Annotated in this window: 13 protein-coding genes; 8 read left to right on the top strand and 5 right to left on the bottom strand. The window is 61.6% G+C overall.

Going from position 1 to position 15704, the window contains the following annotated elements; translation table 11 throughout:
* Window positions 1-112: 112 nt before the first annotated feature.
* Both macA and NTD89_RS24955 read left to right on the top strand, forming a co-directional pair.
* Complete coding sequence (gene macA, locus NTD89_RS24960) at window positions 113-1264, top strand: macrolide transporter subunit MacA (protein WP_242197590.1); 1152 nt, start codon at window positions 113-115, stop codon at window positions 1262-1264.
* Window positions 1265-1267: 3 nt separating this feature from the next.
* Complete coding sequence (locus tag NTD89_RS24955) at window positions 1268-3226, top strand: MacB family efflux pump subunit (RefSeq protein ID WP_262210237.1); 1959 nt, start codon at window positions 1268-1270, stop codon at window positions 3224-3226.
* Window positions 3227-3282: 56 nt separating this feature from the next.
* Here the strand turns inward: NTD89_RS24955 and NTD89_RS24950 are convergent, their stop codons facing one another.
* Complete coding sequence (locus tag NTD89_RS24950; protein WP_262210235.1) at window positions 3283-3960, bottom strand: response regulator transcription factor; 678 nt, start codon at window positions 3958-3960, stop codon at window positions 3283-3285.
* Window positions 3961-4191: 231 nt separating this feature from the next.
* Window positions 4192-5439 (bottom strand): methionine gamma-lyase, encoded by a 1248-nt coding sequence (locus NTD89_RS24945; protein WP_262210233.1) that lies wholly within the window; start codon window positions 5437-5439, stop codon window positions 4192-4194.
* 123 nt (window positions 5440-5562) lie between these two features.
* Here NTD89_RS24945 and NTD89_RS24940 point away from each other — a divergent pair, with 123 nt between their 5' ends.
* Both NTD89_RS24940 and NTD89_RS24935 read left to right on the top strand, forming a co-directional pair.
* Window positions 5563-6033, top strand: coding sequence for an Lrp/AsnC family transcriptional regulator (locus tag NTD89_RS24940; RefSeq protein ID WP_262210231.1), 471 nt, complete (start codon window positions 5563-5565; stop codon window positions 6031-6033).
* 122 nt (window positions 6034-6155) lie between these two features.
* Window positions 6156-6593 carry a carboxymuconolactone decarboxylase family protein gene (locus NTD89_RS24935; RefSeq protein ID WP_262210229.1) on the top strand — a complete coding sequence of 146 codons (438 nt, stop codon included), beginning with the start codon at window positions 6156-6158 and terminating at the stop codon, window positions 6591-6593.
* 4 nt (window positions 6594-6597) lie between these two features.
* Here the strand turns inward: NTD89_RS24935 and NTD89_RS24930 are convergent, their stop codons facing one another.
* Window positions 6598-7368, bottom strand: a complete 771-nt coding sequence (locus tag NTD89_RS24930; protein WP_262210227.1) for an AraC family transcriptional regulator — start codon at window positions 7366-7368, stop codon at window positions 6598-6600.
* A 97-nt stretch (window positions 7369-7465) separates the two neighbouring features.
* On the opposite strand from NTD89_RS24930, the gene NTD89_RS24925 reads away from it, so the two are divergent.
* Window positions 7466-8596: an MFS transporter gene (locus NTD89_RS24925; protein WP_262210225.1), complete on the top strand. Its 1131-nt coding sequence runs from the start codon at window positions 7466-7468 to the stop codon at window positions 8594-8596.
* Here the strand turns inward: NTD89_RS24925 and NTD89_RS24920 are convergent.
* Window positions 8586-10745 carry a TonB-dependent siderophore receptor gene (locus NTD89_RS24920; protein ID WP_262210224.1) on the bottom strand — a complete coding sequence of 720 codons (2160 nt, stop codon included), beginning with the start codon at window positions 10743-10745 and terminating at the stop codon, window positions 8586-8588. The two genes, NTD89_RS24925 and NTD89_RS24920, sit on opposite strands and share 11 nt — an antisense overlap.
* 98 nt (window positions 10746-10843) lie before the next feature.
* Window positions 10844-11740, bottom strand: a complete 897-nt coding sequence (locus NTD89_RS24915) for a helix-turn-helix domain-containing protein (protein ID WP_262210222.1) — start codon at window positions 11738-11740, stop codon at window positions 10844-10846.
* 139 nt (window positions 11741-11879) lie between these two features.
* On the opposite strand from NTD89_RS24915, the gene NTD89_RS24910 reads away from it, so the two are divergent.
* Genes NTD89_RS24910 through NTD89_RS24900 form a run of 3 tightly spaced genes read left to right on the top strand, consistent with a single transcriptional unit; the run spans window position 11880 to window position 15642 of the window.
* The gene (locus NTD89_RS24910) at window positions 11880-13238 is read left to right on the top strand and encodes a glutamine synthetase family protein (RefSeq protein WP_145164641.1); all 1359 of its coding nucleotides are present in this window, start codon (window positions 11880-11882) and stop codon (window positions 13236-13238) included.
* A gap of 23 nt (window positions 13239-13261) precedes the next feature.
* Window positions 13262-14350: a polyamine ABC transporter substrate-binding protein gene (locus NTD89_RS24905; RefSeq protein ID WP_145164639.1), complete on the top strand. Its 1089-nt coding sequence runs from the start codon at window positions 13262-13264 to the stop codon at window positions 14348-14350.
* Window positions 14347-15642, top strand: coding sequence for an NAD(P)/FAD-dependent oxidoreductase (locus NTD89_RS24900; RefSeq protein ID WP_262210219.1), 1296 nt, complete (start codon window positions 14347-14349; stop codon window positions 15640-15642). The genes NTD89_RS24905 and NTD89_RS24900 overlap by 4 nt, the downstream gene beginning before the upstream one ends.
* The last annotated feature ends 62 nt before the right edge of the window (window positions 15643-15704 follow it).

Here is a 15704-nt window from a genome sequence, read left to right as displayed (position 1 = left end):
AGCGGAGTATCAGCCCGGCATAGGGTGACTGACACTCAGCAATCACAGGCAATCCAGCGCCCACATCAGGCCGTTTTTGCTTAAGACCCTCTTCATTTTTTTATGGTCATTTATGGATAAGTCAACGTTTCGCAAACTCGGAATGCTCGCGGTATTGGCGGTTGCCATCGGCCTTGTCGTGTACACGGTGCAAGCGCCCGCCGACACACCGCAATACCTCACCGCCACGGCTGAACGGGGTGATATTGAAAATGCCGTATTGGCCACGGGCGTGCTCGAAGGCATCAAACAGGTTGACGTCGGCGCCCAGGTTTCGGGGCAGTTGAAGTCGCTCAAGGTCAAGGTCGGTGACAAGGTCAAAAAAGGCCAATGGCTCGCCGAAATCGACCCGCTGATCCTGCAAAACACCTTGCGCAAAGCCCAGGTCGATGAAGAGAACCTGCAGGCCCAGCGCCGCGCCACGGCGGCGCAGCTCAAGCAGGCCAAGTCTGTCTACGAGCGCTACAAAGGCTTGCAGATCGACGAGTCGGTGTCGCGTCAGGATTTTGAAGACGCGCAATCCACCTTCCAGGTGCAGCAAGCCAACCTGCTGTCCCTGGATGCGCAGATCAAGAGTGCGCACATCCAGATCGACACCGCCAAGGTCAACCTGGCCTATACCCGCATCGTCGCGCCCATCGACGGGGATGTGGTCGGCATCGTCACCCAGGAAGGCCAGACCGTGATCGCCAACCAGCTGGCGCCGGTGCTGCTCAAGCTGGCGGACCTGGACACCATGACCGTCAAGGCCCAGGTGTCCGAGGCGGATGTGATTCACATCAGCCCCGGCCAGCAGGTGTATTTCACCATCCTCGGCGAGGCCGACAAGCGCTACTACGCCAAGCTGCGCGGGACCGAGCCGGCGCCGCAGAACTTCCTCGAAACCCAGACCGCCGGCACGCCCAAGCAGAACACCGCGGTGTTCTACAACGCGCTGTTCGACGTGCCCAACCCTGACCATCGCTTGCGCATCGCCATGACCGCTCAGGTGCGTATCGTGCTCGACACCGCCCAGGCCGCGCTGATGGTGCCGGTGGCGGCACTCGGCTCGCGCAACGCCGATGGCAGCTACCCGCTGCGTGTGCTGGATGCCAAGGGCAAAGCCGTGTCGCGGGATGTGAAGACCGGGATCAACAACAACGTCAAAGTGCAGATTCTGGACGGCCTGGTCGAGGGCGATAAGGTCGTGATCGGTGACGCAACGCCTGTTGTGGCGGGGAACTGACGCATGACCCAGCCACTGTTGGAACTCAAGGGCATCACCCGCAGTTTCATGGCCGGCGAGCGCGAATTCATCGCGCTCAAGGGCATCGACTTGACCATCCATGCCGGAGAAATGGTCGCGATCATCGGCGCCTCGGGCTCGGGTAAATCCACCCTGATGAACATCCTCGGCGGTCTGGACTACGCCACCGCCGGCAGCTACAAAATCAATGGCATCGAAACCCGCTCGCTCGGCGATGAGCAACTGGCGGAACTGCGCCGCGATTACTTCGGGTTTATCTTCCAGCGCTACCATTTGCTCGCGCACCTGAGCGCCTTGCACAACGTGGAAATGCCGGCGATCTACGCCGGCACGCCAGAGACGCAACGCCACAGCCGCGCACGGGATTTGCTCACCCGCCTGGGCCTGGCGGGGCACACCAGCCACCGGCCGAGCCAGCTTTCCGGCGGCCAGCAACAGCGCGTGAGTATCGCCCGCGCGTTGATGAACGGCGGTGAAGTGATTCTCGCCGACGAACCCACCGGCGCCCTCGACACCCACAGCGGCAAGGAGGTGATGCGCATCCTTGCCGAGCTGCACGCCGCCGGGCACACAGTGATTATCGTCACCCATGACCCCAAGGTGGCCGCCAATGCCCAGCGTATTGTCGAGGTGTGTGACGGCGAGATTGTCAGCGACAAGGCCAACGACAGCGTCGGCCTGGAGGTGCCCGCCGAGGTGCCCATCGAGACCCGGCGCAGCGGCGCACGGCGCCTGGTGGCGAGCCTGGGGTTGTTCAAGGAAGCATTCAACATGGCCTGGGTCGCGTTGATTTCCCATCGCATGCGCACCCTGCTGACGATGCTCGGGATTGTCATCGGCATCACCTCGGTGGTGTCGATCTCGGCCATCGGTGAGGGCGCCAAGCGTTATGTGCTTAAAGACATCCAGGCGATCGGCAGCAACACCATCGACATCTTTTCCGGCACCAGTTTTGGTGACAGCCGCGCATCCGCCATCGAAACATTGATGCCCTCGGACGTGGAGGCGTTGAACCAGCTGTATTATGTCGACAGCGCCACGCCGGTGGTGGGCCGCAACCTGCTGCTGCGCTTTGGCAATATCGACCTGGATGCACAGGTCAATGGCGTCAGCGACCGCTACTTCAAAGTGAAGGGGTTGAAGCTGGAAGCCGGAATTGCCTTCAGCGAGAGTGACGCGCGGCGCCAGGCCCAGGTGGTGGTGATCGACCACAACACCCGACATCGCTTGTTCGGACCGAATGTGGACCCCTTGGGCCAGGTGATCCTGGTCGGCAATCTGCCGTGCACGGTGATTGGTGTAACGGCCGACAACAAAAACATGTTCGCCGCCAGCAAGGCGCTCAACGTGTGGGTGCCTTATGAGACGGCGGCGGGGCGTCTGTTGGGCCAGCGCCATCTGGACAGCATCACCGTGCGCATCAAGGACGGCCAGCCGAGCAAAGTGGTGGAAGAAAACGTCAATAAACTCATGCTGCAACGTCACGGCACCAAGGATTTCTTCACCAATAACCTCGACAGCATCATGCAAACGGTGCAGAAAACCAGCCGCTCGCTGGCGCTGCTGTTGTCGCTGATCGCGGTAATTTCGTTGCTGGTCGGCGGTATCGGGGTGATGAACATCATGCTGGTGTCGGTGACCGAGCGCACGCGCGAGATTGGTATTCGCATGGCCGTGGGCGCGCGGCAGTCGGACATTCGCCAGCAGTTTCTGGTGGAAGCGGTGATGGTGTGTTTGATCGGCGGGATGATCGGGATCTCGTTGTCCTTTGCGATCGGCTATCTGTTTTCGTTGTTTGTGAAGGAATGGGAAATGGTGTTTTCCCTCGGCTCGATCATTACCGCGTTTGCGTGCTCGACCCTGATCGGCATTGTGTTTGGCTTTGTACCGGCCAGGAATGCGGCGCGGCTGGACCCGATTGAGGCGTTGGCCAGGGACTGACGGCAACTGTCAAATGTGGGAGCAGGCACGCCAGCTCCCACAGGTTTTTGGGTGATTCAGAGGGTTGTAAGCGTGCCTTCCTCGGTCGCGTACATCCACCGCAACAACGAATGCCGCCCGCTGATGCCCAGCTTGATCGCCGCGCGCTTGAGGTAGCTCTCGATGGTGTTGACCTTGAGTGCCAGTTGCTCTGCCAATTGTGGTGCAGTGCGCCCGGCCAGCAGGCCGACACACACTTCGAGTTCGCGGTTGGAAAGCGTCAGGCCCGATTGCACCAGGCGTTCTTCAATGCGCCGGCGCAGGGTTTCGATGCCCTGGTTTTCCGGCATCACCGGTTCGCTGGTCGGGCGGCAAGGCTGGATCGCAGTGATGTGTTTTTCGACCATGGGCAGCAGCAGCGTGGAGAAGTCCTGCAGCATGCTGCGTTCCTGCGGCGAAAAACTTTCTGACTGGTGCGAGCGGTACACCGACAGCACATAGCGAACATCATCCCTGCGGCGCGTGAGGTGCAGCTGGGCGGCGGGCTGTTCTTCACCCAAGGCGGCTACCGAATCGGTGTAGACCGGGCTGATCCTGCGGCGGGTGTGGCCCTCGGCACTGACCCGCAATTGCGTGATATGGGTGGCGTCCACTGCCAGTTGGGTCAGGATGAGGTCATGCAGCATGCGTGGGAAATGGCGACTGCCGGTGCTGGCGATGACCTTGCCTATATGTGGGAACAGGTGTGAGTTCATCAATTCGTCCATGAGTTCCAGTGCAGGTATTCAGCCTTATCGCGACGGGATTTAATAAGGTAACCAGGGTGAATAACCTGCAGTGATAATGCACCCGTCGAGCACCTATGCTAGTACAGCCTGACGAAAGCATGGGGATCCAATCTGGAAAAAATCAGATTAAAAACGCATAACGGTGGTCAGACCAGTCCGACCACCGTTTGTGGGAAAGCGTTACTGGGTGCCTAAGGCTTATTTCACGCTGTGCTCCTCTACCAGGACCCGGCGGGGCGCTACGGTGCGGGTGCACTTGGCCAAGGCTTGATGGATATCCTCCAGCAGATCGGCGATGTCCTCCAGCCCGACCGATAAACGCACCAGGCCTTCGCTGATGCCGTGTTGCGCACGTTCTTCGGGCGTGTAGGTGGAATGGGTCATGCTGGCCGGGTGCTGGGCTAGTGATTCGGCATCGCCCAGGCTGACCGCACGGGTGAATAGGTTGAGGGCGTTCATGAAGCGGCGCCCGCTCGCAATGCCGCCCTTGAGTTCAAAGGCGATCATGCCGCCGGACTGCTTCATCTGCCGCGCCGCCAATTCGTATTGTGGGAAAGAGCGCAACCCGGGGTAGGTCACCCACTGCACGGCCGGGTGTGCCTGCAGCGCTTCGGCCACCGCCAGGGCATTGCTGCAATGGCGGTCCATGCGCAGGGCCAATGTCTTGAGGCCGCGCATCAGCAACGACGCATCCTGCGGTGACATCACCGCGCCGGTCAGGTCCTTGAGCCCTTGCAGGCGAATGCGCTGCGCCAGGGCCTGGTTGCTCACGGCGATGCCGGCGGTGATATCGCCATGGCCACTGAGGTATTTGGTCGCCGAGTGCACCACCACGTCGGCGCCCAGTTCCAGAGGCCGTTGCAGGTAGGGCGTGCAGTAGGTGTTATCGACCACCACGGTAACGTTGGGCTGCTGGTGGGCAAGCGCGGCGACCGCCGCAATGTCCACCAGGCGCAGGTTGGGGTTGGCCGGCGTCTCGCAGTAGATCATGCGGGTCGCGGGGGAAAGCGCCGCACGCAAGGCGGCCAGGTCGGTCAGGTCGACGTGGCGCACCTTGATGCCGAATTCGCCGATGCCATGGTGCAGCAGGGCGAAGGTGCAGCCGTAGAGGGTCTGGCTGACTATTACCTCATCGCCCGGACGCAGCAGGGTCCAGAACGTCGCGGCAATCGCGCCCATGCCGGAGCTGAACGCCACGGCGGCCTCGCCGTTTTCCAGGGTGGCCATGCGCGATTCCAGCAGCGCGAGTGTCGGGTTGGAGATACGCGTATAGAAGTGGCCGCTGGCTTCTCCGGCAAAACAGGCAGCGCCGTATTCAGCCGTGGGGAACGCAAACGTGGCAGACAGATAGATCGGCGGCACCAGGGCGCCGTGGTGGTCCTTGGGGTCATAGCCGTGGTGGATGGCGCGAGTGGAAAAGCCGAATGCATTGTGTTTATTGTTCATGCCGGACGCTCCTTATTTCCTACGATGCTATGCTCATAACCAAAGATGAACCTTGCAAAATTTGCTGGAAATGCCCGGGTTAAGGGCCGAAACGTCGATAAAAACAATGAATAGAGGCACATCATGCCCGTGAGTCTGGATCGCACCGATAAAGCACTGTTAAATGCGTTGCAAGGCAATGCCCGGCTGACGGTGGCCGAGCTGGCTGACCGCGTGGCCCTGACCACCTCACCGTGTTGGCGCAGGGTGCGCAGCCTGGAAGAGAACGGGGTGATCAGCGGCTACCAGGCGATCCTGTCGCCCAAGGCGCTGGGGTACGGGGTGACCGCGTTTGTGAGCATCATGATGGAAAGTCATACCCAGGAAATCGCGCGCGCCTTTGAGCAGCGGTTGTTGGAAATTCCCGAGATTGTGGCGTGCCATAACGTGTCCGGGCGCTATGACTTCTTGCTCGAGGTGGTGGCCAAGGACCTCGAGTCGTTCGGGGAATTTGCGCGCGAGGTGTTGCAAACGCTGCCCTGCGTCAAGGAGATCTATTCGAGTTTTTCGTACAAGTCGGTCAGGCGGCTGCGGGTGATTCCGTTGCCGGGTTGATCGTTTTACCTTCCCGCACGGTCGCCACATTGGCCACCCAATCTTCCCCGCAATTGGATATTTCTCCGGGCACTCACGGTGACTACTCTGGCCACCAATCCCCACCGTTCTGGAGTATCACCATGCAAACCCGTACCGATTTCTACACCGCTTCCCCGGACGCCATGAAAGCCATGCTCGCCCTGGAAGGCGCCGTCGGCAAACTGTCCCTCGAACTCCCGCTGCTGGAACTGGTGCGCCTGCGCGTCTCGCAAATCAACGGCTGCGCCTTCTGCCTCGACATGCACACCGCCGACGCCCGCAAGGGCGGTGAAACCGAGCGCCGCCTGTACACCCTGTCGGCCTGGCGTGAAACGCCGTTTTTCACCCCGCGTGAGCGTGCCGCCCTGGCCTGGGCCGAAAGCCTCACCCTGCTCAGCCAGACCCACGCCGCAGACGAAGACTACAACGCGCTGGCCGCCGAGTTCAGCGCCCAGGAGCAGGTCGATTTGAGCGTGGCCATCGCCACTATCAACAGCTGGAACCGCCTGGCCGTGGGCTTTCGCAAGATGCCCAAGTAAGCCTTCAGCTTGATTTGAAATACCCGCGTGGCGTGGTGCCAGTCATGCCCTTGAAAAAGGCGATCAACGCACTGTCACTGGCAAAGCCCAGCGCGAAAGCGCAGTAGCCCAGGCTGCGCCCGGTGGCGAGCAGTTCGATGACCCGCATCAAGCGCCACTGCTGGCGCCATTGCTGATACCCCAGGCCGGTTTCCCGCAGGAAAATCCGGCCGATGGTCTTGGTGCTGGCGCCAATCTGTTTTTCCAGCGCTTGCAGCGTTGGCGGCAACCTGTCGAGATCGGCCAGCAACGGGGCCAGGCGCTTGTCGTGCGGCAAGGGCAGGAGCATCGGTTGCTCGGCGGCCTGCTGGATTTCATCCAGGCACAACCCCAATAGATGGGCATGCCGGCCGGCGTGCCAATCGGTCTGGAACGGCGCCATTGCCATGGGTTCCAGCACCGCCCGCAGCAAGGCGCTGACTTCGATGACCCGCACCTGTTTGGGCAACTGATCAGCCAATGCCGCGCTCAGGTAGACAGAGCGGTAATCCACGGTTTTGTGCATCACCGCGCGGTGGGGCACACCGCAGGGGATCCATGCCGCGCGGGAGGGCGGCAGCAGGCACAGTTGGTTGTCCAGGGTGATGCGGGTGCAGCCCTGTTGGGTAAACAACAGTTGCCCACGCTGGTGCCGATGCAGGCCGGAGTCATGGTCGCCGAGCAGCGCGGCGATGCCGATGACCGGCGCCGGGAGGCGGTCGGGGTCGAAAGACGCGTCGGCGGCAAGCCAGGCCATAGGTTGTCCGATTTGATCGATAAAATGGCGAAGTTTGGATAATACCCCAGTTGACGGTCCTTAAACTCCTGGCGTTGTTTATACGAAGGAGTCGTCGATGAACGTGCAAAATTTGTTGGTGCTGACTGTGGCGTTGCTGATGTTTCCGCAATTGGCCCAGACCCTTTACAGCCCGGCCCTGGGTGATATCGGCGAAGCGTTTGCGGTTGGGCCCGAACGGGCAGGGCAGACCCTGTCGGTGTATTTCCTGGCGTTCGCATTCGGGGTCGTGGTGTGGGGCCGGCTGTGTGATCGCTGGGGGCGGCGGCCGGTGATGTTGGCCGGATTGGCCCTGTATGTGGCGGCGTCGGTGCTGGCCTTGACTGTGACCACGTTCAATGCCTTGTTAGTGGCCCAGGCGCTGGCGGCGTTTGGTGCAGCGGTCGCCTCGGTGGTGACGCAAACCGTGCTGCGCGATCGCTTCCACGGTGCGCAGTTGGCCCAGGTGTTTTCGATAATGGGCATCGCCCTGGCTGCGAGTCCTGCGCTGGGTTTGTTCAGTGGCGCGACGCTGGTGGCGTACTTCGGTTATCGCGGCATGCTGGCCGGGTTGCTGCTGGCGGCGCTGACGTTGTGGGGCTGGTGCCTGTGGGCCTTGCCCGAGACGCGTCCTGCCTCAGTGTCGACGGCGTCGCTGCCCGAAACGCTGGGCCTGATGCTCAGGGACGCAGGCATTTGGCGCTCGGTCGGCCTGGTGGCGGCGTTCAATATTGCGCTGTTCGGCTATTACAGCGTGGGGCCGTTTATCTTCGCGCGGCTGGGTTTGTCCGCTGCCGAGTTCGGCTACAGCGGCGTGCTGCTGGCGCTGGGTTCGGGGCTTGGGGCGTGGCTGAACAAGCGGTTGCTTAAGCGTGGCATGAACGGTGAGCAGTTGGTGCTGAGCGCCGCTGGCGTAGCGGCACTGGGGGGCTTGCTCGTCGTGCTGCTGCAAGACAGCTGGCTTTTTGTATGGCCGATGCTGTTGGTGGTGCTGGCATTCGGCATGGCAATTCCGAATGTGCTGGGTGCCGCGCTGGTGCGCTATCCCGACCGGCTTGGCACGGCCGCCGCAGTGTTCGGCTTGCTGTATTACTTGATGATCGGCGCCGGGCTTGGGCTGGTGGCCTGGGCCCAGAACCTGGGCTGGAGCCTGTTGATCTGTGGCGTGGCGGCGCTGTGTCTGGCAGCGCCGCGGGTGTTCAGAAGTTGACCGAAGCACTCAGGCGCGCCGTCAGCGGCGCGCCCTGGAACAGGTAGTCATCGCCCATGTATTCGCCGGCGTCGCGCCAGTAACGTTTGTCGAACAGGTTGTCGACGCTCAGGCGAAACACGGTTTCATAGCCCTCGACTTTGGTGGTGTAGCGGCTGCCGACATTGACCACTGCATAATCCCCCACTTCAACATTGCCGGTGCGGTTGGCGTATTTCTTGGCGCTGTATTGCACACCGCCGAGCAGCGCCAGACCGTTCACCCACGGCAACGCATAGTCGGCGTACACGCTGGCGCGCAGCGTGGGCACGTTGATCGCCTGATGGCCTTCGTATTCCGGCGTGCCGCTGTTGCTCACGCGCGCGCGAATCGCCGCCACGCTGGTTGCGATTTGCAGGCGGTCGGTGGCCCAGCCGTTGGCGGAGAGTTCCAGGCCGGTATTTTTCTGTTGGCCTTGTTGCACGTAGGTGAACTTGCCATCTTCCGGTTTGGCGTACTGATAGGCCTGATGTGTCTGGAATACGGCGGCGGCGAAGCTAATTCGGCGCCAGTCGTATTTCACGCCGGCTTCGATTTGCCGTGACACGGTTGGAGCCAGAGTTTCGTCGGCGTTTTCAGCGAACCAAGGCGCCGTGCCGCCCAGCGACAGGCCTTTGCTGTAGCTGGTGTACAGCGAGATGTTTTCCACCGGTTTGTAAATCAACGAAGCTTGAGGAAGGAACACGTATTGCTGGGTGTGGCGAGCCTGGTTGCCATTATCGTCATAGGCTTTTTCATCCAGGCGCACTTCGCGGCCGCCAAGAATGGTTTGCCATTGCTCGTTGAAGCGAATGCGGTCGGTGACGAACAGCCCGTACTGGCGGCTGTCGAGGTTGCGGTGGCTGTCTTTCAGCGGTTCGTCGGTGGGCGCGAAGGTCGGTGCGTCTTCGTTGATATTGCCGCTGCCGATGTACGCGTTGACCGCTTCGCGCTTGTCGATCACCCGGCGAAACGCGCTGCTGCCCACAGTCAGCTCGTGGCCCAGGCCGCCGGTGTCGAACAGCCCGGTCATTGCAGCCTGCACTTCATCGTCACGGCGGGTATCGTCGGGGCTGCGATAGTCGTAGACGTCGTAGTTGCCTTCGGGGCTGAAATGGTTGGGCACGCTCGATGAACTACAGCTGGTCGAGCCATAACAGCCCCAGGCAAACGCGCTGTAGTCATCAATCACCACCTTGCTGCGCGCGGCGCTGATAGTGCCTTTCCATTGATCGCTGAAACGGTATTCGAACTTGCCATTGAGGTTCAGCGAGTCGATGCCCACCTGTTTGGAACCGCTCTGGTGCCCCAGCAGTTTCTTCGGCGACGCGTCATGCGGCACCTCGGTGCCGCCCAGCAGCTGATAACCCGGCACCGAGCGCTGTTGCTTGTTCTGGTACTCCGCATCCAGTTGCAGCAGCGCGTCGGGGCTGATCGTCCAGTCGAACGCCAGGGACACGAAATCGCGCTGGCCATTGGCGTGCTCCACATAGCTGTTGAGGTCTTCATGGGCCACGTTGGCGCGCAGGCCGAACTGCTGCTCGCTGCCGAACCAGCCGCCGACATCGGTGGCGATGTAACCGCTGCCGCGATCGTCGGTGGACACCGTGACCGAGCGCACGTCCTGCGGGCGTTTGGTCACGTAGTTGATCACACCGCTGGGCTCGGCAATGCCGCTCTGCACACCGGCCAGGCCCTTGAGCACTTCCACTTGCTGCTTGTTTTCGAGGGCAACGTTCTGCTCGCCGGTGACGGTACGCCCATTGATCTTGTAGCTGCTTGCCGCATTGAGCGAGAAGCCGCGCACCACGAAGTTTTCGTAATAGCCAATCGGTGCGTAGCTGTCGCCGACCGAGGCATCGTTGCGCAGCACTTCGCTGAGCAGGCGCGCTTGCTGGTCCTTGATCAGCGCGGCGTTGATCACCGTGATCGAGGCCGGGGTGTCCAGCAACGGCGCTTCATCGAAGCTGCCGACCGATGCGGTTTCACTGCGGTAGCCGGACTCGTCCTGGCCCTGGACGTTCACCGCCGGCAGTTCTATTTCAGCTGCCAGGCTGCTACCGATGCCGCCGCTGAGCAGCAGGCCGAGGGCGAAACGTGAGTGAACGGCAGGACGAAAACGCAAAACCATGGGGGCAGGGCCTTAAAGCGCAGGACGGGGGGGCGCATAAGCTAGGGGGAAGTGCGGGGTTTTACAAGTTATCGCGAATGGTTCTGCCGTCCCGCCTTTCAGCTGGAGCGCTTCAGGGTTTCACTGGGCAGTTCCTTGAACAATGCGCGGTAGCTATTCGAAAACCGCCCCAAATGCCAGAACGACCAGTTCATCGCGACCTCGGCCACAGTGGTGTCGGCTGAGGTCAATAACTCGCGCCGCGCCCCGTTCAAGCGGCGCAGACGCAACCACTGCGCCGGGCTCATTCCGGTGTAGGTCTTGAAGCCTTGCTGTAACTGGCGCAGCGGCACACCGGCGATTTGCGCCAATTCCAGCAAGTTGACGGTTTCATCCGGCGCATCCGCTGCCCACTCGCCGATGCGCGCCATCAGCAGGCGTTCGTCGCTGCGTCGCTGCAATGAGCTGCGGTCCAGGCACACGCAGGCGTTGTCGAGGATGAACAGGCAATCGTCGAGCAACTGCTGGGTGAGGGCGTCGCGGCTGATCGGGTCGAGTGTAACGGACAACCGCGTCAGGGTGCCGCTGAGCCAGCGGGTGAACAGCGCGTTCTGCTGACAGGTCAGCGGCGCCATGAACAGGCCTTCAAGTCGGGCCACATCCAGGCCCTGGCGCTGCACGAACTGCGGGCCGAACACCACGGCCACTTCGCGGTAGTTTTCCGGGGTGATCCAGGTGTTGCGGCTTTCGCCATTGAGCAGGTACAGCGCGTTGTCGCTGCCATCAAAACAAAACGCCAATGCACCGGGCGGCGCGTTGAAGTTCTGCTCCACGCGCGTGTTCATGCACTCTTCGTACACCTGCACGCCTTGCAGGTCGAGGTAACGGATCTGCCCGGCAAAATGCCCTGGGGACATCTGCTGGTACTGCTGCACCCAACCGGGTGTCGCACTGCATTGAGCGGCCACATCACCGGTGGTGAAAGCCTGTACGCGCAAAGCTGTTGCCTGTGTCATGGGTAACCTGGGCGCACTCTATTGGTGCGTTATGGTGGGTGCAAAGTGGATAGATGCCGGCGTGCGGCGGCATCAAGATAGACCTCAATGCGCCGCGAGTACAAGCAAGCGCATGCATCCAACCCATGACGAGGTCCTTATGAACGCCCCCTTCGATCAGCTGTCCGCCTGGCTGAAAGAACACAAGATTACCGAAGTCGAATGCGTGATCAGTGATTTGACTGGCATCGCACGCGGCAAGATTGCGCCCACCAACAAGTTCCTGCATGAGCGAGGCATGCGCCTGCCGGAAAGTGTGTTGCTGCAAACGGTGACCGGGGACTTTGTCGACGACGATATCTATTACGACCTGCTCGACCCGGCCGACATCGACATGATCTGCCGCCCGGTGTCCAACGCCACGTACGTGGTGCCGTGGGCTATCGAGCCCACCGCGATTGTGATCCACGACACCTATGACAAGCAGGGCAACCCGATTGAGCTGTCGCCGCGCAACGTGCTGAAAAAGGTGCTGCAGCTGTACACCGAGCAAGGCTGGCAGCCGATTGTGGCGCCGGAAATGGAGTTCTACCTGACCCAGCGCTGCGAAGACCCGGACCTGCCATTGAAAACCCCGGTGGGTCGCTCTGGTCGCGCCGAAACCGGCCGCCAGTCATTTTCCATCGACGCCGCCAACGAATTCGATCCGCTGTTCGAAGACGTCTACGACTGGTGCGAGCTGCAGGGCCTGGACCTCGACACGCTGATCCACGAAGACGGCCCGGCGCAGATGGAAATCAACTTCCGCCACGGCGATGCCTTGCACCTGGCCGACCAGATCACCGTGTTCAAACGCACGCTGCGTGAAGCGGCGCTCAAGCACAACGTGGCCGCCACCTTCATGGCCAAGCCGGTGGCCGACGAGCCGGGCAGCGCCATGCACCTGCACCAGAGCGTGGTGGACATCGCCACCGGCAAACCGGTGTTTGTCGATGCCGACGGTAAGATGAGCCAGCTGTTCTTGCACCACATCGGCGGGTTGCAGAAGTACATCCCAAAGCTGCTGCCGATGTTCGCGCCGAACGTGAATTCGTTCCGCCGCTTCCTGCCGGACACCTCGGCGCCGGTGAATGTGGAGTGGGGCGAAGAAAACCGCACCGTCGGCCTGCGCGTGCCCACTTCCAGTCCCGACGCGATGCGCGTGGAGAACCGTTTGCCGGGCGCCGATGCCAACCCGTACCTGGCAATTGCCGCCAGCTTGTTGTGCGGCTACCTGGGCATGATCGAAAAGATCGAGCCCAGCGCCCCGGTGGAAGGCCGCGCCTACGAGCGCCGCAACCTGCGCCTGCCGTTCACCCTCGAAGACGCGCTGGCGCGGATGGAGGATTGCGACACGGTCAAGCAGTACCTGGGCGAGAAGTTCGTGCGCGGCTACGTGGCGGTCAAACGCGCCGAACATGAGAATTTCAAGCGGGTGATCAGTTCCTGGGAACGTGAGTTCCTGCTGTTGAGCGTCTAAAAAAACTCAAAAGGGGTGTCGATATGCGTCTTGTGAAAAAGCTTCTCCCGCTGGCCCTGGTGGCCGCGTTCAGCAGTGCCAGCCAAGCCGCGCCGACGGTCAGCGTCTATAACTGGACGGACTATATCGGTGAGACCACCTTGGCTGATTTCCAGGCCAAGACCGGGATCAAGGTGGTCTACGACGTGTTCGATTCCAACGAAACCCTGGAGGGCAAGTTGCTGGCGGGGCGCACCGGCTATGACGTGGTGGTGCCGTCCAACCACTTCCTGGCGCGCCAGGTGAAGGCCGGCGCGTTCCTCAAGCTCGACCGCTCGCAGCTGCCCAACTTCAAGAACCTCGACCCCAAACTGCTCAAGCTGCTGGAGAAAAACGACCCGGGCAACGCGCACTCAGTGCCGTACCTGTGGGGCACCAATGGCATCGGCTACAACGTCGACAAGGTCAAGCAAGTGCTGGGCATCGACCACATCGATTCGTGGGCGGTGCTGTTCGAACCCGAGAACATCAAAAAGCTGCACGAGTGCGGCGTGGCTTTCCTCGATTCGGCGGACGAGCTGTTCCCGGCGATCCTCAATTACATGGGCAAGGACCCGCGCAGCGAGAACCCCGAGGACTACAAACAGGCCGAAGCCAAGCTGCTGACCCTGCGGCCGTACATCACGTATTTCCATTCCTCCAAGTACATCTCGGATCTGGCCAACGGCGATATCTGCGTGGCCTTCGGGTATTCCGGCGACGTGTTCCAGGCCGCCAACCGCGCCAAGGAAGCCAAGAACGGCGTGAATATCGCCTATTCGATTCCCAAGGAAGGCTCCAACCTGTGGTTTGACCTGCTGGCCATCCCAGCCGACGCGAGCAACCCGAAAGAGGCCCATGCCTTTATCAACTATTTGCTCGACCCCGAAGTGATCGCCAAGGTCAGTGCCTCGGTCGGCTACGCCAATGCCAACCCCGCCGCCAAGCCGTTTATGGCGCCGGAACTGGTGAACAACCCTGAGGTGTACCCGCCCCAGGAAGTGCTCGACAAACTCTACATTTCCACCACGCCGACCCCGGCGACCATGCGCCTGATGACCCGCGCCTGGAGCAAAGTGAAGACCAACAAATGATTTCATCCAGTGACCACGCCCGGTCCTATTACCGTGCTTCGGCCAATGCCATGCCTGAGCGTCCATCGCTGGGCACCGACCTGAGCGCCGATGTGTGCGTGATCGGCGGCGGTTTTACCGGGGTCAATACGGCCATTGAACTGGCCCAGCGCGGGCTCTCGGTGATTCTGCTGGAGGCCCGGCGCATCGGCTGGGGCGCCAGCGGGCGCAATGGCGGGCAGTTGATTCGCGGCATCGGCCACGACGTGTCGGGGTTCGCCAAGTACGTAGGCGAGGAGGGCGTGCGTTACCTGGAGCGGGCCGGGATTGATTCGGTGGCGCTGGTGGGCGAGCGCATTCGTCAGCACAGCATTGACTGCGCTCTGCGCTGGGGCTTTTGCGAACTGGCCAATACCACCGCGCAATTCGCTGCGTTCAAGGGCGAGCAGCAGGGCCTGGCGGCGCTTGGGTATGCCCATGAGACTCGGCTGGTCGAACCGCAGGACATGCAGCAGGTGGTCGGTTCGACGGTCTATGCCGGTGGCTTGGTGGACATGGGCTCTGGGCACCTGCACCCGCTGAACTTGGTACTCGGCGAGGCGCAGGTGGCCGAGTCGCTCGGGGTGCGGATTTTCGAGCGCACCCAGGTGCTCGAACTGATCCACGGCGACACCGTGCAAGTGCGCTGCGCCGCTGGCACGGTACGCGCCGCGCGTTTGGTGTTGGCCTGCAACGCACACTTGGACGAACTGGAGCCACGCTTGAGCGGCAAGGTGCTGCCGGCGGGCAGCTACATCATCGCCACCGAGCCGTTGTCCGAGGCTATCGCCAAGCAATTGATCCCGCAAAACCTGGCGCTGTGTGACCAGAAAGTCGGGCTGGATTACTACCGGCTTTCCGCCGACCGGCGTCTGTTGTTCGGCGGTGCCTGTCACTACTCCGGGCGTGATCCGGTGGACATCGCCGCGTACATGCAACCCAAGCTGCTCAAGGTATTCCCGCAGTTGGCGAACACCGCCATCGAGTTCCAGTGGGGCGGCAAGATCGGCATCACCGCCAACCGCTTTCCGCAAGTCGGGAGGCTCAAGCAATATCCGAATGTGTTCTATGCCCAGGGCTATTCCGGGCATGGGCTGAACGTGACCCACTGGTGCGCAAAGCTTTTGGCCGAAGCCATTCATGCCGGCCATAGCCAGGGCCTGGACATTTTCAGCCAGGTGCCGCACATGACGTTTCCGGGCGGCAAGGCCTTGCGCTCACCGCTGCTGGCGTTGGGGATGTTGTGGTTCCGGCTGCGGGAGAGGGTGAGCTGATGCGCCGCGATTCAAATGTGGGAGCGGGGGGGGGGGGGGGCGGGGCGGGGGGGGGGGGGGGG

The sequence above is a fragment of the Pseudomonas sp. 14P_5.3_Bac1 genome (assembly GCF_025466135.1).
In the GTDB taxonomy this organism is placed as follows: Bacteria; Pseudomonadota; Gammaproteobacteria; order Pseudomonadales; family Pseudomonadaceae; genus Aquipseudomonas.
The sequence above is the reverse complement of the archived record's forward strand: the minus strand, read 5'-3'. Positions and strand labels throughout refer to the sequence as shown.

Excerpts from the sequence above, each read along its gene's own strand:
- NTD89_RS24900 (WP_262210219.1), top strand. The coding sequence starts at position 14,347 with ATGATTTCATCCAGTGACCACGCCCGGTCCTATTACCGTGCTTCGGCC.
- NTD89_RS24920 (WP_262210224.1), bottom strand. The coding sequence starts at position 10,745 with ATGGTTTTGCGTTTTCGTCCTGCCGTTCACTCACGTTTCGCCCTCGGC.
- NTD89_RS24925 (WP_262210225.1), top strand. The coding sequence starts at position 7,466 with ATGAACGTGCAAAATTTGTTGGTGCTGACTGTGGCGTTGCTGATGTTT.
- NTD89_RS24950 (WP_262210235.1), bottom strand. The coding sequence starts at position 3,960 with ATGAACTCACACCTGTTCCCACATATAGGCAAGGTCATCGCCAGCACC.
- NTD89_RS24930 (WP_262210227.1), bottom strand. The coding sequence starts at position 7,368 with ATGGCCTGGCTTGCCGCCGACGCGTCTTTCGACCCCGACCGCCTCCCG.
- NTD89_RS24955 (WP_262210237.1), top strand. The coding sequence starts at position 1,268 with ATGACCCAGCCACTGTTGGAACTCAAGGGCATCACCCGCAGTTTCATG.
- NTD89_RS24945 (WP_262210233.1), bottom strand. The coding sequence starts at position 5,439 with ATGAACAATAAACACAATGCATTCGGCTTTTCCACTCGCGCCATCCAC.
- macA (WP_242197590.1), top strand. The coding sequence starts at position 113 with ATGGATAAGTCAACGTTTCGCAAACTCGGAATGCTCGCGGTATTGGCG.
- NTD89_RS24905 (WP_145164639.1), top strand. The coding sequence starts at position 13,262 with ATGCGTCTTGTGAAAAAGCTTCTCCCGCTGGCCCTGGTGGCCGCGTTC.
- NTD89_RS24915 (WP_262210222.1), bottom strand. The coding sequence starts at position 11,740 with ATGACACAGGCAACAGCTTTGCGCGTACAGGCTTTCACCACCGGTGAT.
- NTD89_RS24935 (WP_262210229.1), top strand. The coding sequence starts at position 6,156 with ATGCAAACCCGTACCGATTTCTACACCGCTTCCCCGGACGCCATGAAA.
- NTD89_RS24940 (WP_262210231.1), top strand. The coding sequence starts at position 5,563 with ATGCCCGTGAGTCTGGATCGCACCGATAAAGCACTGTTAAATGCGTTG.
- NTD89_RS24910 (WP_145164641.1), top strand. The coding sequence starts at position 11,880 with ATGAACGCCCCCTTCGATCAGCTGTCCGCCTGGCTGAAAGAACACAAG.